The 20680-nt window shown below is 30.0% G+C and carries 26 protein-coding genes; 5 read left to right on the forward strand and 21 right to left on the reverse strand.

Annotated elements, in window-relative coordinates; all coding sequences use genetic code 11:
• Positions 1–58: 58 nt before the first annotated feature.
• Genes DUT90_RS05450 through rsfS form a run of 7 tightly spaced genes read right to left on the reverse strand, consistent with a single transcriptional unit; the run spans position 59 to position 5389 of the window.
• Positions 59–694: a YceI family protein gene (locus DUT90_RS05450; RefSeq protein WP_114426129.1), complete on the reverse strand. Its 636-nt coding sequence runs from the start codon at positions 692–694 to the stop codon at positions 59–61.
• 4 nt (positions 695–698) lie between these two features.
• On the reverse strand, positions 699–965 hold the full coding sequence (locus DUT90_RS05455) for an acyl-CoA-binding protein (RefSeq protein WP_114426131.1): 267 nt from the start codon (positions 963–965) through the stop codon (positions 699–701).
• 4 nt (positions 966–969) lie between these two features.
• The gene (locus tag DUT90_RS05460; protein ID WP_114426133.1) at positions 970–1626 is read right to left on the reverse strand and encodes a phosphatidylserine decarboxylase family protein; all 657 of its coding nucleotides are present in this window, start codon (positions 1624–1626) and stop codon (positions 970–972) included.
• A 2-nt stretch (positions 1627–1628) separates the two neighbouring features.
• Entirely contained in the window at positions 1629–2423 is a 795-nt protein-coding gene (locus DUT90_RS05465; RefSeq protein ID WP_114426135.1) for a phosphatidate cytidylyltransferase, read from the reverse strand.
• A 1-nt stretch (position 2424) separates the two neighbouring features.
• Positions 2425–3009: an LUD domain-containing protein gene (locus DUT90_RS05470; protein WP_114426137.1), complete on the reverse strand. Its 585-nt coding sequence runs from the start codon at positions 3007–3009 to the stop codon at positions 2425–2427.
• Between the two features lie 13 nt (positions 3010–3022).
• Complete coding sequence (ftsH, locus tag DUT90_RS05475; protein ID WP_114426139.1) at positions 3023–5002, reverse strand: ATP-dependent zinc metalloprotease FtsH; 1980 nt, start codon at positions 5000–5002, stop codon at positions 3023–3025.
• Positions 5003–5020: 18 nt separating this feature from the next.
• Positions 5021–5389: a ribosome silencing factor gene (gene rsfS / locus DUT90_RS05480; protein ID WP_114426142.1), complete on the reverse strand. Its 369-nt coding sequence runs from the start codon at positions 5387–5389 to the stop codon at positions 5021–5023.
• Positions 5390–5476: 87 nt separating this feature from the next.
• Here rsfS and DUT90_RS05485 point away from each other — a divergent pair, with 87 nt between their 5' ends.
• The gene (locus DUT90_RS05485) at positions 5477–6208 is read left to right on the forward strand and encodes a biotin--[acetyl-CoA-carboxylase] ligase (RefSeq protein WP_114426144.1); all 732 of its coding nucleotides are present in this window, start codon (positions 5477–5479) and stop codon (positions 6206–6208) included.
• On the opposite strand, the gene DUT90_RS05490 is transcribed toward DUT90_RS05485, so the two are convergent.
• Positions 6205–6594 carry an SRPBCC family protein gene (locus tag DUT90_RS05490; RefSeq protein WP_114426145.1) on the reverse strand — a complete coding sequence of 130 codons (390 nt, stop codon included), beginning with the start codon at positions 6592–6594 and terminating at the stop codon, positions 6205–6207. The genes DUT90_RS05485 and DUT90_RS05490 overlap by 4 nt on opposite strands.
• A gap of 9 nt (positions 6595–6603) precedes the next feature.
• The gene (pyrE, locus tag DUT90_RS05495; RefSeq protein ID WP_114426147.1) at positions 6604–7245 is read right to left on the reverse strand and encodes an orotate phosphoribosyltransferase; all 642 of its coding nucleotides are present in this window, start codon (positions 7243–7245) and stop codon (positions 6604–6606) included.
• A gap of 7 nt (positions 7246–7252) precedes the next feature.
• On the opposite strand from pyrE, the gene DUT90_RS05500 reads away from it, so the two are divergent.
• Both DUT90_RS05500 and DUT90_RS05505 read left to right on the forward strand, forming a co-directional pair.
• Positions 7253–7849 carry an NUDIX hydrolase gene (locus tag DUT90_RS05500; RefSeq protein WP_114426331.1) on the forward strand — a complete coding sequence of 199 codons (597 nt, stop codon included), beginning with the start codon at positions 7253–7255 and terminating at the stop codon, positions 7847–7849.
• A 48-nt stretch (positions 7850–7897) separates the two neighbouring features.
• Entirely contained in the window at positions 7898–9559 is a 1662-nt protein-coding gene (locus tag DUT90_RS05505) for a SulP family inorganic anion transporter (RefSeq protein WP_114426149.1), read from the forward strand.
• Between the two features lie 12 nt (positions 9560–9571).
• Here the strand turns inward: DUT90_RS05505 and DUT90_RS05510 are convergent, their stop codons facing one another.
• The 4 genes from DUT90_RS05510 to DUT90_RS05525 all read right to left on the reverse strand — a co-directional run bounded on the left by DUT90_RS05510 (position 9572) and on the right by DUT90_RS05525 (position 13847).
• Complete coding sequence (locus tag DUT90_RS05510; protein WP_114426151.1) at positions 9572–11320, reverse strand: M14 family metallopeptidase; 1749 nt, start codon at positions 11318–11320, stop codon at positions 9572–9574.
• Positions 11321–11324: 4 nt separating this feature from the next.
• On the reverse strand, positions 11325–12287 hold the full coding sequence (locus DUT90_RS05515; RefSeq protein WP_147266197.1) for a hypothetical protein: 963 nt from the start codon (positions 12285–12287) through the stop codon (positions 11325–11327).
• A gap of 24 nt (positions 12288–12311) precedes the next feature.
• On the reverse strand, positions 12312–12773 hold the full coding sequence (coaD, locus tag DUT90_RS05520) for a pantetheine-phosphate adenylyltransferase (protein WP_114426154.1): 462 nt from the start codon (positions 12771–12773) through the stop codon (positions 12312–12314).
• Between the two features lie 90 nt (positions 12774–12863).
• Complete coding sequence (locus tag DUT90_RS05525) at positions 12864–13847, reverse strand: D-alanine--D-alanine ligase (RefSeq protein WP_114426155.1); 984 nt, start codon at positions 13845–13847, stop codon at positions 12864–12866.
• A 92-nt stretch (positions 13848–13939) separates the two neighbouring features.
• On the opposite strand from DUT90_RS05525, the gene DUT90_RS05530 reads away from it, so the two are divergent.
• Both DUT90_RS05530 and DUT90_RS05535 read left to right on the forward strand, forming a co-directional pair.
• Positions 13940–14497 carry a PASTA domain-containing protein gene (locus DUT90_RS05530; protein ID WP_114426157.1) on the forward strand — a complete coding sequence of 186 codons (558 nt, stop codon included), beginning with the start codon at positions 13940–13942 and terminating at the stop codon, positions 14495–14497.
• Between the two features lie 34 nt (positions 14498–14531).
• Entirely contained in the window at positions 14532–15566 is a 1035-nt protein-coding gene (locus DUT90_RS05535) for an RluA family pseudouridine synthase (RefSeq protein ID WP_114426159.1), read from the forward strand.
• An 86-nt stretch (positions 15567–15652) separates the two neighbouring features.
• Here the strand turns inward: DUT90_RS05535 and DUT90_RS05540 are convergent, their stop codons facing one another.
• From DUT90_RS05540 to DUT90_RS05575, 8 genes are all read right to left on the reverse strand, one after another.
• Entirely contained in the window at positions 15653–15862 is a 210-nt protein-coding gene (locus DUT90_RS05540; RefSeq protein ID WP_114426161.1) for a DUF2892 domain-containing protein, read from the reverse strand.
• A gap of 72 nt (positions 15863–15934) precedes the next feature.
• Positions 15935–16561, reverse strand: a complete 627-nt coding sequence (locus DUT90_RS05545; protein ID WP_114426163.1) for a Crp/Fnr family transcriptional regulator — start codon at positions 16559–16561, stop codon at positions 15935–15937.
• 102 nt (positions 16562–16663) lie between these two features.
• Complete coding sequence (locus DUT90_RS05550) at positions 16664–17665, reverse strand: NAD-dependent epimerase/dehydratase family protein (RefSeq protein ID WP_114426165.1); 1002 nt, start codon at positions 17663–17665, stop codon at positions 16664–16666.
• Positions 17666–17725: 60 nt separating this feature from the next.
• Positions 17726–18295, reverse strand: coding sequence for a Crp/Fnr family transcriptional regulator (locus DUT90_RS05555; RefSeq protein WP_114426167.1), 570 nt, complete (start codon positions 18293–18295; stop codon positions 17726–17728).
• Between the two features lie 28 nt (positions 18296–18323).
• On the reverse strand, positions 18324–18794 hold the full coding sequence (locus tag DUT90_RS05560; RefSeq protein WP_114426169.1) for a DUF6428 family protein: 471 nt from the start codon (positions 18792–18794) through the stop codon (positions 18324–18326).
• A gap of 14 nt (positions 18795–18808) precedes the next feature.
• Entirely contained in the window at positions 18809–19426 is a 618-nt protein-coding gene (locus tag DUT90_RS05565; RefSeq protein WP_114426171.1) for a low molecular weight phosphatase family protein, read from the reverse strand.
• 11 nt (positions 19427–19437) lie between these two features.
• A complete protein-coding gene (locus tag DUT90_RS05570; RefSeq protein ID WP_114426173.1) occupies positions 19438–19764 on the reverse strand; it encodes a helix-turn-helix transcriptional regulator in 327 nt (108 codons plus the stop codon).
• Between the two features lie 50 nt (positions 19765–19814).
• Positions 19815–20666 (reverse strand): hypothetical protein, encoded by an 852-nt coding sequence (locus DUT90_RS05575; RefSeq protein ID WP_114426174.1) that lies wholly within the window; start codon positions 20664–20666, stop codon positions 19815–19817.
• Positions 20667–20680 lie beyond the last annotated feature (14 nt).

Here is a 20680-nt window from a genome sequence, read left to right on the forward strand (position 1 = left end):
ATTAATTATGTCAAATAAATAACAAAAAAATGAAATATGCAAAAAAAAGTTAAAAAAATTAAAACTCTGATGTAATGTTTAATGCTACCTCACTCCATGTTTTAGAAATTCCATCAGCACCTGTGTGCAAATCTTTACAAACCGTATTTAGAGAATTTAAAGCCTCCAAAGCATTCCAATTGGCAACATCCATAGTAGCTTGCATTGAAAACTTTTTAGCTTCTATTGTATATAAAAAAGGAACTTTTTGAATAACATTATTCATTTTTAGATTTGCATAACCTGTTGAGTCATTTTCTAAAACCAACTTTCCAGAAAGTAATTTTGTTTTCTCCATTACTCCGAAAAAAAACTTTTTTATCTTATAGTCTCTACTTGCTTCTTTTGTAAAAATACTACTAACAGGAATAGAAAATTCCGTATTATGTACAGCTTCTTTTATAGTATTACCTTCTCCTCCAGAAATGATGTCCACTTTTTTAAATTGTCCTCCTACAGGTACTTTATCTGAAGTTTTATAAGCCGTGAATTTAATTGAATTATCGGCTTTTTCGAAAGCAAACGGTGCAGTACTTTTTTTCTTAACCTCTTCTACTTTTTTTTCTTCAACATATTCTGGTCTTTTTTCTGACTTACATGCTATAAAATTAAGAGCTAATACTACAAAACCAAATACTGTTATAATTTTTTTCATTTTTTTATTTGTTATTTTTTAAAACTTCTTTTGCTAAATTAATATATTCTTGCTTTGCTTGTTCTGACGACATACCGTTTAATTGCATCCAAGCGTTAAATTTAAAACCGCTTCTTACGTCTAATTTATTATTAAAAGAAAAGTTGTTTCCAAAATTAGCTTGCTTATAATAAGCATAGAACTTTAACATTAAATCGGGTGCTATAATCCTTTTTAGAGTAGATATTTTTTTGAAAGCTAGCTTAAACTCTTTGTCTAAATCAGTTTCCATCAATTTATTTTTCTGCAATAACTTGAATTCCTCCTTTTACTTTATCTCCTAAACCGACGTTTAGTTTTGTTTCTAAAGGTAAAAACAAATCTACTCTAGATCCAAATTTTATAAATCCTGCATCTGAACCTTGTACAACATGCGTCCCTTCTTCTGCATAATTAACAATTCTTTTAGCCAAAGCTCCTGCAATTTGTCTGTATAAAACATCTCCAAAAGATTTATTGTTTATCACAACTGTTGTTCTTTCGTTATCAGTAGATGCTTTTGGATGCCACGCCACTAAATATTTACCTGGATGATATTTACTGTATTTTACAACACCGCTCATAGCATACCTTGTTACGTGTACATTTATAGGTGACATAAAAATTGAAACTTGCAATCGTTTATCTTTGAAATATTCTGGCTCTTCTACTTCTTCTATAACAACTACTTTACCATCTACTGGAGCAATAATTGTATCTTCATTTATTAAAGTATTTCTTTTAGGGTTTCTGAAAAACTGTAATATTATTATTAAAAAAACAAGAATTAAAACTTGTGTTGCTTTCATCAGCCAAAAAACAGGAATAAATTTCTCTGCAAGAAAAATTGCTGCTACAGAAAATACAAGTGCAATGGTTATGATTTTATATCCTTCTTTATGAAAACGAATCATACTTAAATTATAAAATTAATATACAAATATACAAATGGTGCCACAAACAACAAACTATCCAAACGATCTAAAATACCTCCGTGACCAGGCATAATGTTTCCACTATCTTTCATATTTGCTTGTCTCTTAAATTTTGATTCTACCAAATCTCCTATTGTTCCCATTACACTAACAATTACTGCTATTATTAACCAGTGTAAAACTGAAAATTCAGTATTCAGTTTACTAATTATATATGCTGCTAATAAGGCAAAAATGAAACCCCCGACAAAGCCTTCTATGGTTTTTTTGGGTGATACAGAGACAAAAAGTTTGGTCTTTCCTATATTTTTACCAACTAAAAAAGCAAAACTATCGTTTACCCAAATTATAATAAGCATAGATATCATTATATTAGGACGATAAATTCCTTTATAAATAGGTAATAATATTAAAAAAATCATAGAAAATATAATGTACCTTATTACCATTCCTAGTTTAGATCTATCATTAAAAAAAGCGATCTCTTTTTTAGAGAAAAGTTGATAAACCAAATATAATGACGACAGTAAAGTGATTATTAAAACACCTACTACAGCAAAACTTTCAGGTCTTTTTAATATTAAGAACAAAAGAAATATGAAAAAAAAATAGCCAATAAAACTCTTAAAATCTATCAATCTAGAAAATTCCCAAATAGATAATAAACTGAATAAAGATATCAGTACAATGTAAGATTCTTTAGAAAAAAGAATAGCAGACAAAAATATTAATACGTAAATGATTCCTGAAAAACTCCTTCTAAAAAGGTTGCGCATACTATAAATCTTCTAATAGCAGCAAATATAAGTTTTTTGAATTACTGTTACCATAGTTTAGAAAATTATCCTCGTTTTTATCTGCCCCATAATTTTTTATGGCAGAGATATTTGTTGGTAAATTTCCTTTGTAATGTATTTTAATACCAGTTAATCCTTGCCCCATGTTTTTTACCAACTGACTCGTTTTAGCAAATACTATAAAGTTTGATGGCATATTGCAAAGTTTAATACTTTTTAATTGATTTGAAGAGAACAGGATATTACCGTTATCTGCAATTAAATGTTCGCAATTTAAAAAAACAGGAACATCAGCAACAAAGTCTGTACTTACTTTTACCTGTTTTTCATCAAAATACGATGATAAATCTTTACTCAAAAGAGTTATTTGATTCCAACTATTTTCTTGAAGAATATTATTTAGATTATTTAAAATCTCTGATTCTTCTATACAATATAAGAACTTTCCTCCTTTTTCTACAAAATTATGTACAAATAAGTCGTCCAAAGAAAGATCTACTTCTTGCTTCTGAATTTCTTTATCCTCTTTAATAGGGATATTGAAAAGCTTCTTAAAAAAATTCATTTAATAGAGACATTTATTTTTCAGTAGTTTTAGTTACTGGTGGAATATCTTCTCTTTCTTCAATTATTCTATCAATTTTTTCTTCTATTTCTTCAAAAGGTCGTTTACCAAATATTTTCTCTAAATCATCTTTAAAGATAACCTCTTTTTCTAGCAATAACTCTGCTAAAATGGTTAATTTTTCTTTATTATCTTCTAAAAGATTAATTGCCCTTTGGTATTGATTTTCAATAATTTTAGAAATTTCCTTATCTATTTTTTGACCTGTTTCTTCGCTATAAGGTTTAACAAATGCATCATTTCCAGAAGAATCATAATAAGTAATGTTACCCACTTCTTCATTTAAACCATATACAGTAACCATAGCCCTAGCTTGTTTGGTTACTTTTTCTAAATCGCTTAACGCTCCAGTAGAAATTTTATTAAAAATAATTTTTTCAGCAGCTCTACCACCTAATGTTGCACACATTTCATCCAACATTTGTTCTGTTTGTACAATCATTCTTTCTGCTGGCAAATACCATGCTGCCCCCAAAGACTGTCCTCTAGGAACAATAGTTACCTTTACTAATGGTGCTGCATGTTCTAACATCCAACTCACAGTTGCATGACCTGCTTCATGAAATGCAATTACTTTTTTCTCTTTAGGAGTAATTACTTTATTTTTCTTTTCTAAACCACCTACAATTCTATCTACAGCATCTAAAAAATCTTGGTGTTCTATTATTTTTTTACTTTTTCTTGCTGCAATTAAAGCTGCTTCATTACACATATTAGCTATATCTGCACCAGAAAAACCAGGAGTTTGTTGAGCTAAAAATTCAACATTTACATCATCGCCTAATTTTAATGGTTTAATATGTACATCAAAAATTTCTTGGCGCTCCTTTATATCTGGTAAATCTACATATATTTGACGATCAAATCGTCCCGCACGCATTAAAGCTTTATCTAAAACATCAGCCCTATTTGTTGCTGCTAAAACAATAACATTGGTATCTGTACCAAAACCGTCCATTTCGGTTAAGAGTTGATTAAGTGTATTTTCGCGTTCATCATTTCCTCCTGTCATACTATTTTTACCTCGAGCTCTTCCAATAGCATCTATCTCGTCAATAAAAATAATAGAAGGTGATTTTTGTTGTGCTTGTTTAAACAAATCACGAACTCTAGACGCTCCAACACCAACAAACATTTCTACAAAATCTGAACCTGACAGAGAGAAAAAGGGAACACCTGCTTCTCCAGCAACAGCTTTAGCTAATAATGTTTTACCTGTTCCTGGAGGGCCAACTAATAATGCGCCTTTTGGAATTTTACCTCCTAAAGAGGTATATTTTTCTGGACTCTTTAAAAAGTCTACAATTTCTTGTACTTCTTCTTTTGCGCCTTCTAAACCAGCTACATTTTCAAATGTAGTTTTTACTTTAGTATCTTTATCAAACAACTTTGCCTTCGATTTTCCAATACTAAATATTTGACCTCCTCCACCAGCACCTCCACCAGCACCAGACATTCTTCTCATAAAGAATAACCAAATAGCAATTAAAATAATAAAAGGTAGAAAGCCCAAAATTGTTTCAAACATACTTGTTCTTTCTACATTCTCTTTATCAAAATCTAAATCTCTTTCAGCTTTAACTTTTTCTATATCATTCTCAAAGTTTTGTAGGTCTCCAAAGTTATATTCATACAAAGCAGCGCCTCTAGAATAAAATGTAGAAGTTACCATTGTTTTATAACGGTCTTTCTCTAAAGCTTTTTCTTTGATAAAAATCTGTGCAATACTATTATTTACTACAACTATTTTCTTTATATCATCTTCTTTTAAAATTTCATAAAATTCGTTTTTCGAAATATTTTTTGAAGATAAATCTCCACTTCCGAAAAACTGAACAGCTATTATTACTAAAAATATAGCCCCGTATATCCAATATGCATTAAATTTAAATTTAGGCATGTTAGAATTATTATCTTTTTTTGAATCACTCATTTATTTAAAATCAAAAAATTAAACTGGATTTATCTCTGTTATTTTGGCATCACCCCAAAGACTTTCTATGTCATAAAAATCTCTAACGTGTTTCTGAAAAATGTGAACAACTACATTTACATAATCCATTAAAACCCATTCTGCATTGGTTTCTCCTTCAACATGCCAAGGTTTATCTTTAAGTTCTTTACTAACTACTTTTTGGATAGAACCAGAAATTGCGTTTACTTGTGTGTTTGAGTTACCTGAACAGATTACAAAATAATCACAAACGGTATTTTCTATTTCTCGTAAGTCTAATAGTTGTATATCTTCACCCTTAACGTCATCAATCCCTTTTAAAATTACAGCTATTAAATTATCTGTACTTACTTGTTTTTTTGTCATTAATTAATTTACTAATTTTTCGCAAAGTTATTATTTTTTTGCGAGTATTTTATGTATTATTACCGGAGTTTACACTTTATTTAACACTTGAAAATAATCAAACTTAATGCCATTGATTCTACTAATTCTTTTTTAAAAGATTTAGTACTTCATTCTGATTTAGAAAACTATTATACTGTAGTTACTCATAACCAAACTAACGGAAGAGGGCAACAGCATTCTAAATGGGTTTCAAAACCTTTTAAAAACCTTACGTTTAGTACTTTTATTGAGTTAAAAAATTTTAATGTTAAGAATAAAAAGTATTTTAATTTTGCAGTTGCTTTAGCTGTTTTTGATACTTTAACACAGAATGACGTACACAAAATTTCTATAAAATGGCCTAACGACATTATGTCAGCAAATCGTAAAATTTGCGGTATTCTCATTGAAAATACCTTTATTGGCAGTCACATAAAAAATTCTGTAGTAGGAATTGGTCTTAATGTTAACCAAGAAACTTTTCCTAACTTTTTACCAAACGCATCTTCTATGAAATTAGAAACCGGCATACATTTTAACTTAGATTATGTACTTGACCAAATCTTAAATAATCTTAAAAAAAGGATTAACACTTTAGAGTCCCTAAAATTTCAAGCACTAGAAAAAGATTATTTGAATGTATTGTACAAAAAAAACATTCCAACTATGTTTAAAAATAATCAGGATATAAATTTTATGGGTAAAATTATAGGTATTTCTTCTTTAGGCAATCTGGTTATAGAACTAGAGGATGAAACCATCAAAGAATTTGGTGTAAAAGAAATTACTTTTCTTTAAAGTTTCCTCAAATTCTCAGTTAGTGCATCAACAAATTTTGTTATTGGTTTTTTTATCATCATAGCCATCATAGGGTTAAACTCTCCTTCGAAATTAAGTTGGATTTCGCATTTATCGTCTACTAATTCTTTAATATCTGAAGACAATGTAAATGGCATCTTACTACTTGCTGCACCTAAAGTAATATTAGTAAAAGGCGTTTTTTCTTTTAAAACTAATCTAATTTCTGGCATTCCTGGTAAACCAAAAAGAAAAGAATCACCTTCAACTTCAAATTTTTGAATGTTGTCTGGCATTATAGTTTTAAAATTCTGCAAATCATCAAAATAAGTAAATACATCTTCTGCAGACTTATTTACAATTACTTTATTCCCTTCTATATTCATAGTTCAAATTTATTGATTCCACTCACTTGGATTTTTCCTCCAATCATTTAGTGTATTTAACTCTTTTTGAGTAATGTAATTGCTGTCTAGCGCTTGCTCTAATAGATTTTCATAATTACTTAAGGTATGCAATCTAACTGCTTTATCTTCAAAGTTTTTAGCAGCTTCATCAAATCCATAAGAAAAAATAGCAACCATACCTTTAACTACACCTCCCGCTTCTTTTAATGCTGCCACAGCATTTAAACTACTTTTTCCTGTACTAATTAAATCCTCTATCACCACAACGTTTTGACCACTTTCTAAATGACCTTCTATTTGGTTTTTTCTACCGTGTTTTTTAGGTTCTGGTCTAACGTAAATAAACGGAACACCAAGTTCTTGAGCCACTAATATTCCGATAGCGATTGCACCTGTAGCTACGCCAGCAATTACATCTGGTTTACCATATTCTAATTCTACAATTTTTGCAATTTCTGCTTTTAAAAAAACACGAACTGGAGGATATGATAACGTAATTCTGTTATCGCAATATATTGGCGATTTCCAGCCAGAAGCCCAATTAAAAGGTTCGTTTGGACTCAACTTTATTGCTTTAATTTGCAACAAAAGTTCAGCTGTTTTTTTTGCCGTATCTTTGTTTAAAATCATATCGCAAATGTATAAAGTTTTTGTAAATGATACTCCTATAATTATCACTTCTTCTTTAAAAAAAGAGAAAAATTTTACTTCTTACAATTTTAATAACATCAATTTTAAAGAAATTCTTCATCAAACTAAACAAAAAAAAGGAATTGGAATTTGCTTACATTCTGGTAATTTAGAAAGTGATTGGATTTCTTTTACCTCTAATTTTGAGGTGGTCTCTGCTGCCGGCGGTTTGGTAGTGAACGCTAAAAAAGAATACCTTTTTATTTTTAGAAATAATGTATGGGATTTGCCAAAAGGGCACTTGGAAAAAGACGAAACTACAGAAACTGCTGCTATTAGGGAGGTTGAAGAAGAATGCGGAATTTCTGATCTTACACTGATAAAGCCATTAACTACTACCTATCACTCTTATTATAGAAATGGTCTTAAATTAAAACAAACCTATTGGTTTTTAATGCATTCTGATTACGAAGGTGAGTTAAAGCCTCAAATAGAAGAAGGGATTACTCAAGTAAACTTTAAAAAAGAATCTGAGATTAGAGAAATTTTAAAAAATTCTTACGCAAATATTAGATTGGTTTACGATACTTATAAACAAGGATAGTTTTCTAAAAAAACACCCTATCTTTGCCGACTTGAAAACACACCGAAAATGACTAAATATTTCAGAAAAATTACCCCAAATGCCAAAGATGATGTTTTAGCAGGAATTACAGTTTCTCTTGCAATGATTCCTGAAGTGGTAGCTTTTGCTTTTGTTGCCCAAATAGATCCTTTAATGGCACTTTCTGGAGCATTTATTATTGGGTTAATTACTGCTTTTTTTGGTGGTAGACCTGGGTTGATTTCTGGTGCTGCCGGGGCTGTAGCTGTTATTTTTGTTCATATGATTGCAGAAGGTCATACCAAAGGAATGCTATTAGATCAACCTATAGAAAATATGGGGTTTTTCTATTTAATGGCCTGTGTAATTTTAATGGGTATTATTCAAATTTTTGCAGGTGTTTTTAAACTAGGTAAATTTGTTCGTTTAATTCCGCATTCTGTAATGATGGGCTTTGTAAACGGATTATCTATCGTTATTTTTATTGCTCAGGTAAAAATGTTTTCACACAAATCATTATCAGTTTCTGCTGAAGGCGTCAATGAGTATAAAAGTACGTTTATGCAAGGTACAGAATTGTACACCATGTTGGCATTAGTTTTGTTAACTATGGGAATTATTTGGTTACTACCAAAAATTACAAAAAAATTGCCTGCTGCCTTGACAGCTATTTTAGTCACTTCTTTACTCGTTATCGGTTTCAATATAGACACAACCACAGTAGGTTCTTATATTATTGAAGGAGGAGGAACTGGTTTAAAAGGCGAATTTCCTACTCCAAATCTAGAATTGTGGCAAAATTTACCTTTTAATCTAGACACGCTACAATTTATTGCCCTACCTGCATTTTTAGCGGCTTCTGTTGGTTTGATAGAAACCTTGATGACGATGAATTTGGTAGACGAGCTCACAGAAACTAGAGGAAACGGAAATAAAGAATGTATTGCTCAAGGTTCTGGAAATATTATTTCTGGTTTGTTTGGTGGAACTGGTGGTTGCGGAATGATAGGACAAACTGTAATAAACATTAACGCTGGTGGTAGAGGACGCTTATCTGGTATTATGATGGCATTAACCTTATTAACATTTATTTTATTTGCTGATAAATACATAGAAATGGTACCTATTGCAGCTTTGGTTGGTGTTATGTTTATGATGGTTATAGAAACATTTGCTTGGTCTAGTTTTAGGATTTTAAAGAAAATACCAAAATCAGATGCTTTTGTATTAATTCTAGTTTCTGCAGTAACTGTTTTTGTTGATTTAGCTGTTGCGGTATTCTTAGGCGTAATTGTATCTGCATTGGTTTTTGCCTGGGAAAACGCTAGAAGAATTAGAGCTAGAAAACGTTTTAAAGCAGATGGTACAAAAATTTATGAAATTTGGGGACCTCTCTTTTTTGGGAGTATTGCTGCTTTTAATGAAAAGTTTGATGTTAAAAATGATCCTGAAACTGTAGAAATTGATTTTGTTGAGGCTAGAATTTCTGATCATTCTGCTATTGAAGCCATTTTTAATTTAGTTGAAAAATACCAAGCTGCAGGCAAGAAAATCAGTTTAAAACATTTGAGTAAAGACTGTAAAATATTGCTGTATAAAGCAAGCCCTATTTTTAATGACATTATAGTAGAAGATATTGAAGACCCGCGTTATCATCTAGCCGCAAATCCTGAAAAATTTCCAAAACCGTTGGGAGAGTATAAGTTTTGATTGGTTGTTATTTTAGTTGAAAATTTTATAAACGGGTAACATTAGATGAGCCTGCTCATAATAAGATGAATTTTTATAAATAAAATCTAATTGCTCCTTAGGGTTTTCTGCAAATTTTTTATCCGATTGCTTTTTTTCTAAGAATTTGTTTTTTAATGATTCATTTTCGGCTAAAATCTTCTCTGCAATATCTTCAAAAACGTAACCAGAATACCCTTCTTTTTGTTGTAAGATGGTATCAAAAAAGTTCCAGTTGAAAAAAGAATCTACTGCTTCTGCTTCTAAAGTTTCCAGTAAATATCGAACTCCGTTTTGGTTTGTAGGTATCAATAAATCACCTTTTTTAAAGGTAATGTTTTCAATTGTTTTTGTTACTGATGTATTGTAATGTAAATAATGTCCTTCGTATGCAGAACTTCTCGTTTTATAGTCTTTTATATGATTAACCTCTACAGAAATAGTTGTATCATTTTGAAAGCGACTATAATTAATATGATTATTCTCTAATCTATCTACTATTTTATACCACCCTTTCTTTAAAATATAAGCATCTGGTATGAATATTTCTTTATCTACTATAAAACTGTTGTAATACTTTGTAGTTTTAATATATGGCCTATTCTTATCATAAAACAAACGTTTTCCAGAAGTAACTTTACTTTCTATAAATTCTCCTTCATAGCCTTTAAACTGAAGTTCTGTATATTTTTTTTTATCAATTTTAAAGCTTATCGGATACGTCTTTTTTGCTAAAATTTCTGCAACAGCCTTACTTCTTAAACTTTTAATTTTTGTAGACTTTTTTTCAGTAAAATCTAGCATAGAAAACATCAACTCATAGGTTTGAGATACTCTAAGAGCATAGGGTTTTAACATATGTGTTTCTACCATTAATCCTAAGGTATGAAAGAGTGTAGTATATCCAGTAGAGTATCTTGGTGAATCAAAAAATTGTGAAAATCCATTTTCTGGGGTAGTTCCCCAAACATTAACGTAAGGTGTTATAGAGATACTTTTATCTTCTAAAGCAGTTTCTAAATCTGGCTTCATTTCAGTTTCAAGAAAAGTACCTAAACTTCCTCCTAACTTATTATACTGGGTAAATAAATGAGTGATGGCGTATTGATAATCTGCTCCATTACTAACGTGGTTGTCTATAAAAACATCAGGGTTTATCAAATGAAAAATTTCAGTAAAAGTTGCTGCATTTTTTGTGTCTTGCTTTATAAAATCTCTGTTTAAATCGTAATTTCTAGCATTACCTCTAAAACCATAAACTTTTGGCCCGTTTTGATTAGCCCTTGTGTGTGAATTTCTGTTTAAAGCACCACCAACATTATAAATTGGAATAACACAAACAATAGTGTTTTTATATTTTTTTTGTAAAGAATCATTTTGAACAATATCTCTTATAAGCATCATAGAAGCATCTATTCCATCTGATTCTCCTGGATGAATTCCATTATTTATAAGTACTCTATTTTTTGATGATGTTTTTATTTCATCAATAGTATAAATTTCTTCTTGACTATATACCACCAAATGTAAAGGTTCACCTGAATCTGTTTGTCCAAAAGAAAATAAAGAAACTCCAGAATATTCTTCTGCTAGATCTTTGTAGTAAGAAATAACAGCTTTATACTCTGGAGTTTCAGTTCCTTTAGTTTGCTCAAAAAGTGTTGTAAAATCTTTGTTTTCTCTTTTGCTTTTGTTGCAAGAATAAATAATTAAAACGGTAATAAATACAACAATTTTCTTCATCTAATTATTCTGAAAAACGAAGACTTAAAGAATATTTAGAGTTGTAAGGTTTCCCCCTTTTCTGTGCAGGTGTCCATCCTTTCATTTCTGACAATATTCTTTCTACTTCGGTATTGTAATCAACTGTTAATCCTCTTATGATATTCACTTCACCTACAAAACCCTCTTCTGTTACTAAAAATGTAACAAACATGTCTCCAATTACACCTGCTGTATTACTGTTAAAATTTTTGTCTACATACTTTCTAACTGCGCTATTATCTTTCTTTTTATAATAAGCCGATGAGGTAACTGTCTTATAATTAAAAGTTTCTCCTCCAACATAACTAATTCCTTTTACTAATTTTCCATTTTTATATGTTTCTTCGTACTTTTTTGTATCTCCGTCAAAAGCAGTCCACAAACCGTTTTTTAAACCATTTTTGTAACTTCCTTTTTCAAAAAGCCCTTCTTCATTTGTAAACTGAGAAAATCCATTTCCGTCAGTTACGGTTTGCTCTCCTTTTTCATCCCAAAAACTCATTACTAAGTTTTTTGTACTATCATTAAAATAATTACCTGTAGACATTTTCTCTTCAGATTTTTTTTCACCATTTTCATAATAATATGTCCAAAGCCCTCCGTCTTTTTTTCCATTAATGGTTTTTCCTTCAGAAGCTTTATTTCCATTCTTATAGTAAGATATAAATTCTCCATTAGCTTTTAACAACTGTAAACCATTAGTAGTAAACTTAGAATCTAAGACAAAATCTTTATCTGCAGCATCTGCAACATATTTTTCTACCTTATATACGTTACTATTTTTACCCACATTGGTCTCTTTAATTATAACATAGGTATTTGTTTTTACAAAAGTTGCTCTGTTATTTGCGTAATACAGGGTATCTCCAACTTTATGATATGAACTTTGACCAAAACCTACAAAAGCCATTGCCATTAAAATTCCTGTGATTAAAAATTTCTTCATTTTTGTGATTAATTTATTTTGATTTTACTTTTTGTTGATTCTAACACTTTGTGGAACTAATTTTGTATAATCCCCATTATTAATAATAACTTCTCTTACTATTGAAGAGGAAATATAGGAAGTTGAAGCTGCCGTTAACAAAAACACTGTTTCTATAGGAGCCAAATCTCTATTGGTATGCGCAATGGCTTTTTCAAATTCAAAATCAGCAGGGTTTCGTAATCCTCTTAGAATGAATTCGACATTGTTTTGCTGACAAAAATCTACAGTTAATCCTTTGTAAGTTAACACCTTTATTTTAGGTTCATGCTTAAAAGAATCTTCTATAAATTTTTTTCGTTCCTCTAAAGAGAACATATATTTTTTATTAGAATTTACTCCAATAGCAATAATAAGCTCATCAAACAACTTTACTCCACGAGTAATTATATCATGATGACCAGATGTAATTGGATCAAATGATCCTGGAAAAATTGCTTTTTTCATGTACCCTCTTTAATACTAAGTAGTAAATATTTATATATTGATAAAAATAGAAAAATTATTATAATAATTTCAGTGTAAATTACAAACTGTTTATTGTAAGTAATTGAGGGAACTTTCTATTGCATTATCGAATAATTCTTTTAATGATATGCCTGCTTCCTTAGCTTGTTGAGGTAAAATACTCTCTTCGGTTAATCCAGGAACGGTATTCATTTCTAAGAAATATGGCTTGCAATTTACTAAAATATATTCAGATCGTGAAAAACCAGACATATTTAAAATAGAATACACTTTTTTGGCGGTTTTTAGCACCTCTTCTTCTTCTTCTTTGGTAATTCTTGCCGGAGTTATTTCTTCAGATTTACCCTCGTATTTCGCCTCGTAATCAAAAAAATCATTTTCAGAAACTATTTCTGTAATGGGCAAAACTGTTACTTCTCCTTTATATTGAATTACTCCAACAGAAACTTCTGTTCCGTCTAAAAAAGATTCTATTAAAATCTCTGTATCTTCTTTGTATGCTTTTTCTATTGCAGGAATCAATTCTGATGCAGAATGTACTTTAGAGATACCATAACTAGAACCTGCATTATTAGGTTTTACAAAACAAGGTAAACCTACTTTTTTAATAATTTTCTCAATTTCTATAACATCTCCTTTATTTAGGTATACAGAAATTGCAGTTTTTATACCGTATGATTTTACAACACTTAATGTATCTCTTTTATTAAATGTAAGTGCCATTTGATAAAATGGTGCAGAAGTATGGGGTATGTTAAGCAACTCTAAATAAGCCAATAGTTTTCCGTTTTCTCCAGGAGCACCATGAATTGCGTTAAAAACACAATCAAAAACAACTTTTTTTTCTTTAATTACAAATGAAAAATCATTTTTATTAATTGTATATTCATTATCGTCTTCATCTACAACTGCCCATTTTTCTTCCAAAATATGAACCCTAAAAGCATTGTATTTTTCTTTATCTAAATGTTTGTAAACAACATTACCACTTTTTAAAGAGATGTTTACTTCGGATGAAAAGCCACCCATTACGATTGCAATGTTTTTTATCATTGGTTGTTAAATAATAGCACAAATTTATCAAAATAATAATAGAAAAGACCACGTTTACTTTTTATATCTTTGTACGTCCAAAAAATCTAAAAATGAGTCTTTTTCAATTCTTAAAAAGTAAAACTTTTTTTATTCAAGTAGGTATTGCAGTTATTGGTTTGTTAGTTTTTGTTTTTTCTCTTAAGTATTGGTTAGGCATTACTACCAATCATGATCAAAAAATACAAGTTCCTAATTTACATAAGATGTCTTTAGATGATGTGCGTAAAAAACTAACTGAATTAGATTTAGATTTTAAAATTATAGATAGCGCTAGTTACAATCCAGAGTATCCTAAAAAATCTGTAATAGAGCAAACTCCAGAAGCTGGGGATTATGTTAAAGAAAAGCGTAAGATTTACCTAACGTTAAACCCATCTAAATACAGAGATGTTACAATACCCGATTTAAATGGTAGAACAAAAAGACAAGCAACTTCTCAATTGCGTTCTCTAGGCTTTAATGTTGGCACTAATTTTACTTATGTACATGATATTGGTAAAGATGTTGTACGTGGTTTGCGTTTTAATGAAAAAATCATAAATCCTGGAGATAAATTGCCACTAAATTCAATTTTAGATTTGGTATTAGGTGACGGAAGAGGAAATTAATTTTTCTTATCAAACAGGGTGTACCCAAAATAAAATGGAGAAAAATCAATCAGAAGATATAGAAAACGACGAATTATACGAACATTACAAGTTTACAGCTAGCATTGGACAAGTTCCTTTACGTGTGGATAAGTTTTTAATGAATTTTGTTGAAAATGCGACAAGAAACAAGGTACAGCAAGCTGCAAAAGCAGGTAATGTTTTGGTGAATGATATTGCTGTAAAACCAAACTACAAAGTAAAACCTAATGATGTGGTTCGTGTAGTTTTGGCTCACCCTCCTCACGAAAATTTATTAGTTGCAGAAGATATTCCTCTAGATATTGTTTACGAAGATGACACGTTAATTGTTGTAAATAAACCCGCAGGAATGGTTGTACATCCTGGACATGGTAATTATTCTGGAACTTTGGTAAACGGTTTAATTCACCATATTGAAAATTTACCCACTAACGCTAACGAACGCCCAGGTTTAGTGCATCGAATAGATAAAGACACTAGTGGGTTGTTGGTTGTTGCTAAAACTGAATTTGCCATGGCTAATTTGTCTCGTCAGTTTTTTGATAGAACTACAGAACGATTGTATTACGCATTAGTTTGGGGAAACATAGAAGATGATGAAGGACGAATTGAAGGAAATATAGGCCGCAGCCTAAAAAACCGTTTGCAAATGGCTGTTTTTCCTGATGGAGAATATGGTAAACATGCCGTTACACATTTTAAAGTTTTAGAGCGTTTAACCTATGTAACATTGGTTCAATGTAAATTAGAAACAGGAAGAACGCACCAAATTCGTGCGCATTTTAAGCATATTGGACATACACTTTTTAATGACGAGCGCTATGGAGGAAATGAGATTTTAAAAGGAACTACATTTACCAAATACAAACAGTTTGTTCAAAATTGTTTTAAAGTTTTACCAAGACAAGCATTACATGCAAAAACCTTAGGATTTACACATCCTATTTCTGGAGAATTTTTACAGTTCAATTCAGAAATTCCAAAAGACATAGCAGATTGTTTAGAAAAATGGAGAACCTATTCGGAGAATTCTAAAGAAGAACTTTAATTTTCTATACTTTCTTTAAAATAAAATAGCAGTTTACACTTTTTGCCTAAACTGCTATTTTAAAAAAACTGCCGTACTGCTGTTTATTATTTTCCTTTTATAGCACATGTTTTAATACCAAACACACTATAAATTGGGCAAAAATTGACCAAACTTGTCAATACAAACACTCCTGCTAAAATTAATAGCACAATACCTAATACTCCACTAATTACGCCTGTAAAGTATAATACAGAAACTACAACAGCTATTAGAATTCTTACAACTCTATCTACAGAACCCATATTTTTTTTCATGATTTTAAAATTTTAATGATTATTATTTTAACACCACAAATATGGATCATGAAAATAGACTGTGCAGTGACCTTAGTCACTACTTAGTAAAATAATCTCACCAGAATTTTGTGCGATTTTACCTTCTACTTCTAACTTTTTCATAACTCTAGAAATAACTTCTCTTGCTGTACCTAATTCGTTTGCTAGTTGAACGTGACTTACTTTTATGGTCTTAGAGTTGATTAGTTTTGTTTTTCTTTTTAAATGGTCATACAAACGTTTATCCATTTTATCTAACAGCAAATGACTAATGGTATCTAATAGTTCAGAATACCTTAAATTAAACTGATGGTAAAATAACTCGTTAAGTTTTGGATATTCTTTTAACCATTTGGGCAAATACCTTACAGGAAGTAACAAAATAGTTGAATCTTCTTCTGTTTCTGCAAATACCCTACTAGGTGTATTTTTTAACGCTGCATAAAAAGACATTACACAACTTTGTGCTGGTTCTATATAATATAACAACAACTCTTTTTCATTAAAACTAGAATTTACTTTTACCAATCCTTCTATAACTATTGGCAATACTTTTACATACTGTTGTTCTCTTAAAATTTTAGTTCCTTTTGCAAATTGCTGAATGGTAGACTCAGACAGAATTTTCTGTTGCAATTCTTTAGGTAGAAAAGAAAGTATATTTTTATCAAGTTCCATGTAGTATTTTTTAATTTAGCTAAACAAACTCATTACCACTTACAATATAAAATATTTGTTATTTAAAAGAAAGAAGTACTCTATAAAACAATTCTTAAATTTTTATTTATCCCAATCGTTTTTTAAATAATATAGTGCCTCCTCTAATGCTTTTTTAGAAGATTTTGGATAAAAATCCAGATCTTTTTCTGAGTTACTGGTATCATAATCTTGTTTTAATCCGTAAAACATATCTAAATATTGCCTTTGTAATTTAGGCTCTTTACCTGAAATTTTACTTGTTAATTCCATTAGAACTGCCACAACATATAATAACTTTTTAGGTACTTTTTTGGGCTCTTTAATGTTTAATTCTGGGTACAATTCCGATGCAATTTTAACACTCTCTTGCATTGAAGTATGCTTTTTATTTGCAAGAATATAACGCGCTCTATTTTTTCCTTTTAACATAGCGCTATACAATCCTAAAGCAACGTCTTTTACGTCTATCCAGTTTAATGTAATATTAGTATCTATAGGAATTTCTTTGTTTAAAATTTGATGTACTAATTTATTAGAATAACTTAATTTATAAGCCTCTGCTCCTATCATTGCAGAAGGAAGTACTACAACTGTTCTTATATTATAGGTTTTACTCAAATCTAAAGCTAGTTTATCAGAGTCGTTTTTAGAATTGTAGTACCAATTTCTACGATCTTTATTATACCCATTGGTTACAGAAGCTGGTAACTTTGTAAAATCTAAAGCAGCTACAGAACTTACATAAACAATGTTTTTAATACCACACTCTTTGGCAATATCAAATACATTTTGAGTGCCTTGCATATTGGTATCATAAATTTCTTTTTTAGGATTTTTGGCCCACATATTAAAATTTGCAGCAACAGCGTAAAGGTTTGTAACACCTTTAAACGCTTTTCTAAGAGATGCTTTGTCTGTAATATCTGCTTGAACAATTTCGCAATTTAAACCTTTAAACGGTTTTGTATTATTAGCATTTCTTACTGTTGTTCTTACTCTTAAACCTTTAGATAACAGTAACCGTAAAAGATTGTTTCCTAAATGTCCATTACCACCAGTTACTAAAGAAATTTCTTCGCTCATATTTTCTTTTTAAATCTGAGCAAATTTCTAAAGCTTTTAAGAAACTAAAAATAACATTTGTTAGAAAGTAAGTTGTCTTCTAATTCTACTTAAGGATTGTGGTTCTATACCAAGATAAGAGGCAACATTATCTACAGAAACCTCTAACGCTAATTTTGGATATTGTATTAAAAATTTTTCATAGCGCTGTTTGGCAGATAGTGTTTGAAAATCTTTAACCCTTTCCATTTTGCATGACAAATGCAAATTAGTAACTTCTTGAACCAATGCACCAAAAGATGGAATATTTTCTACTAAAATATCTAAATCTTGCTTATTTATAGCGCTTATTTTACATGCTGTAATAGTTTGTAAAAATTCTGTTGATGGTTTTTGATGAAAAAAACTATCTAACGAAGTGAAGAAATTTTCTTTTGGAATTAGTTGGCAAATCACAATTTTTCCATCATTATTTTCATAGCCTTTTACAATTCCTTTAGATAAAAAATAAATGTGATTTGCTATTTGTCCTTGTTTTAAAAGAACAGTATTAGCATCTACTTCTAGAGCAACAAAGCTTTTTTTTACAAGTTTTAACTCGTCTTCTGCTAAGACAGTTTTTGAGCTTATAAAATTTAAAAGAGATTCCATTACTATAACTAACAATTATTTTAATAGATTAGCAACATCCAGAATTTGGGTCGCAACTAGAAACTTTACCCAAATCAGAAATTCTTATTCTTGGTTTTTGTTTTGGAATTCCGCAAGCATCTTCTGCCAAACAAGCTGTTAGCTTTGAAGTTAGCAGAAAATTTGTCCCATTAAAATCCAAACCAAATTTACCAATAGTTTCTTTACCTTGGTATTCAACTTCTATCTCTAAATCGTCAAAGTCAAAAATCTTTTCAGAAAGTTCTATAATATTTACTAGTTTTTCTGGATGCAATCTATGATCATAATCATTGGCTTCCCATAATTGAAAGTTAATCACGGTTTCGTTTCTAACTTTACCTCCACAATCAATAAAGTCTTTGGTTACTTTACCTACCTCTGTTACGTGAAAATGACTAGGTACTAAATTTCCATTTGGTAATTGAAAAGCAATAGTATTCAATTCTTTTAAGTGATTTTTAATTTCTGATAATTTCATGGCTTATCTATTTTTTATTTTTTTATTGATGAAAACACATACAACATTTCTGTTGCTATTTGTAAGCTTCTTTCTTCGTATTTTTCTGCTTGATTTTCTTTGCAATCGAATAATTTTGGATCTTCGTAAGTTATAGGAATTCTTTTTTCTGCTCCAAAAATAAAAGGACAACCTTCATCTGCTTGCGAGCAAGTCATAATTGCAGCAAATTCTGATTTTGGGTTAAATTCATGGTCATGTTTTTTTGAAAAACCGATAATGGGCTGCGAATTATCATCATACTTAATCGTATAAATTTTATTTTTTACTTCAGCTATTTCCTGAATTTTGAATCCTTGGTTTTCTAAAGTTTCTGCTACTTTAAAAAACATAGCTGTAGCTTCTGTACCGCCTGAATACGTATTTACTTTCTCTACACCAAAGTACTCTGCCATTGATTTTGCCCAAATCTGAGTTAAATGACTTCTCCTAGAGTTATGGGTACAAATAAAATTAATATTTATTGGTTTGTTAGCAATTGTTTTTTCTTGAATAAAATCGATTAAAGGTTGTAAAGTTAATTTTCTCTCTTGAGAAATACTCCCAACTTTTAAAGTAGAAATTGTTTCTTCTATTTGCTTGTAAAGACTCATTCTATATTAAATTAACAACAGTTTTCTGTTGGGTTTTTGTTTAAAAAGTGATTTAAAGTATATTTAATTTCATTCCAGTTTTCTTCATCAATACAATAACAAACACTGGTTCCTTCTATTTTACCTTTTATTATCCCAACTTTTTTAAGTTCTTTTAAATGTTGAGAAATTGTAGGTTGTGCTAAACCTATTTCTTTTACCAAATCTCCACAAACACAAGATTGCAGTTTTATTAAAAAATCTAGGATAGCTATTCTAGCAGGATGCCCCAAAACCTTAGCTATAGTAGCAATTTGATTTTGTTCTTTGGTAAAGATATCTGACTTTGTTAACCCCATAATTATTTATATATTGCAATATTACGATTAATAACGTAAATAAAAAAGATTTATTTACTAAAATCAAATAAATAACCAAGAGAAAAACTTAAAAATCCAGTAGTTGGCAAATCGCTTTCGTTAGCAACAGCATTCGGTAAATTTAGCGCATACCCTAATTCAAAATCCCAAGATTTTAAGGTAAATGACACAGGTATGAAAACTTGGGTATTCAATACATTAAAAACTTCTACTGTTATTAACCGTCTAAAAGGCCTTGTTCTGAAACGCTGAAAATAAGTAAATGATTGCTTTGCTGCTATAAAACTTATTGTTGGTCTTATTCTTAACGCATAATTGGCTTTTCGTAATAAATTTATTCTTGCAAAAGAACTCGAAACAATTTGATAAGATTCATCTGAACCAAACAAATAAGAACCAGAAATAGTGCTCCCTAAAGTTCTTTTTTTATTTCGAATACCTAAACTAAGATCTATTGAATTTGTAAAATCATCAAAATCATCAGCATAAAAAAACTTAGTATATCCTGCACTGTAAATAACTGTATTGTTTTTTCCTAATGTATTTAAATAGCCTAAAGAAAGACTTGTAAAATCCCAATGTGGATCAAAATTTTGATAATATACTCCGGAAATACTGGCATTAAATCCAGAAGAATGATAGTAAGAAACTTGAGGTATGATATTAAATTGGTCGGTTCCAGAATCTCTACCTGAAAAAAAAGTATTGCTATTATAACCTAAGGAAGCGTAAATAAAATTGAAAGAACTGCCTCCTTCTACCAACTCATCAATAAACTGTTTGTCACTAAAAAACAAATCATCTAACAAATCGTCTATAACATCATCTTCTTTCTCTTGGGCATAAGAACAAAAAGAGGTTGCTACTGTAAACAGTAGCAACCCAAAAACTTTTA

The organism is Polaribacter sp. WD7, assembly GCF_003335085.1.
Classification (GTDB): domain Bacteria; phylum Bacteroidota; class Bacteroidia; order Flavobacteriales; family Flavobacteriaceae; genus Polaribacter.

Bases quoted from the DNA above. Each gene is read 5' to 3' on its own strand.
- DUT90_RS05450 (WP_114426129.1), bottom strand. From the start codon at position 694: ATGAAAAAAATTATAACAGTATTTGGTTTTGTAGTATTAGCTCTTAAT.
- DUT90_RS05455 (WP_114426131.1), bottom strand. From the start codon at position 965: ATGGAAACTGATTTAGACAAAGAGTTTAAGCTAGCTTTCAAAAAAATA.
- DUT90_RS05460 (WP_114426133.1), bottom strand. From the start codon at position 1,626: ATGATTCGTTTTCATAAAGAAGGATATAAAATCATAACCATTGCACTT.
- DUT90_RS05465 (WP_114426135.1), bottom strand. From the start codon at position 2,423: ATGCGCAACCTTTTTAGAAGGAGTTTTTCAGGAATCATTTACGTATTA.
- DUT90_RS05470 (WP_114426137.1), bottom strand. From the start codon at position 3,009: ATGAATTTTTTTAAGAAGCTTTTCAATATCCCTATTAAAGAGGATAAA.
- ftsH (WP_114426139.1), bottom strand. From the start codon at position 5,002: ATGAGTGATTCAAAAAAAGATAATAATTCTAACATGCCTAAATTTAAA.
- rsfS (WP_114426142.1), bottom strand. From the start codon at position 5,389: ATGACAAAAAAACAAGTAAGTACAGATAATTTAATAGCTGTAATTTTA.
- DUT90_RS05490 (WP_114426145.1), bottom strand. From the start codon at position 6,594: ATGAATATAGAAGGGAATAAAGTAATTGTAAATAAGTCTGCAGAAGAT.
- pyrE (WP_114426147.1), bottom strand. From the start codon at position 7,245: ATGATTTTAAACAAAGATACGGCAAAAAAAACAGCTGAACTTTTGTTG.
- DUT90_RS05500 (WP_114426331.1), top strand. From the start codon at position 7,253: ATGTATAAAGTTTTTGTAAATGATACTCCTATAATTATCACTTCTTCT.
- DUT90_RS05505 (WP_114426149.1), top strand. From the start codon at position 7,898: ATGACTAAATATTTCAGAAAAATTACCCCAAATGCCAAAGATGATGTT.
- DUT90_RS05510 (WP_114426151.1), bottom strand. From the start codon at position 11,320: ATGAAGAAAATTGTTGTATTTATTACCGTTTTAATTATTTATTCTTGC.
- DUT90_RS05515 (WP_147266197.1), bottom strand. From the start codon at position 12,287: ATGAAGAAATTTTTAATCACAGGAATTTTAATGGCAATGGCTTTTGTA.
- coaD (WP_114426154.1), bottom strand. From the start codon at position 12,773: ATGAAAAAAGCAATTTTTCCAGGATCATTTGATCCAATTACATCTGGT.
- DUT90_RS05525 (WP_114426155.1), bottom strand. From the start codon at position 13,847: ATGATAAAAAACATTGCAATCGTAATGGGTGGCTTTTCATCCGAAGTA.
- DUT90_RS05530 (WP_114426157.1), top strand. From the start codon at position 13,940: ATGAGTCTTTTTCAATTCTTAAAAAGTAAAACTTTTTTTATTCAAGTA.
- DUT90_RS05535 (WP_114426159.1), top strand. From the start codon at position 14,532: ATGGAGAAAAATCAATCAGAAGATATAGAAAACGACGAATTATACGAA.
- DUT90_RS05540 (WP_114426161.1), bottom strand. From the start codon at position 15,862: ATGAAAAAAAATATGGGTTCTGTAGATAGAGTTGTAAGAATTCTAATA.
- DUT90_RS05545 (WP_114426163.1), bottom strand. From the start codon at position 16,561: ATGGAACTTGATAAAAATATACTTTCTTTTCTACCTAAAGAATTGCAA.
- DUT90_RS05550 (WP_114426165.1), bottom strand. From the start codon at position 17,665: ATGAGCGAAGAAATTTCTTTAGTAACTGGTGGTAATGGACATTTAGGA.
- DUT90_RS05555 (WP_114426167.1), bottom strand. From the start codon at position 18,295: ATGGAATCTCTTTTAAATTTTATAAGCTCAAAAACTGTCTTAGCAGAA.
- DUT90_RS05560 (WP_114426169.1), bottom strand. From the start codon at position 18,794: ATGAAATTATCAGAAATTAAAAATCACTTAAAAGAATTGAATACTATT.
- DUT90_RS05565 (WP_114426171.1), bottom strand. From the start codon at position 19,426: ATGAGTCTTTACAAGCAAATAGAAGAAACAATTTCTACTTTAAAAGTT.
- DUT90_RS05570 (WP_114426173.1), bottom strand. From the start codon at position 19,764: ATGGGGTTAACAAAGTCAGATATCTTTACCAAAGAACAAAATCAAATT.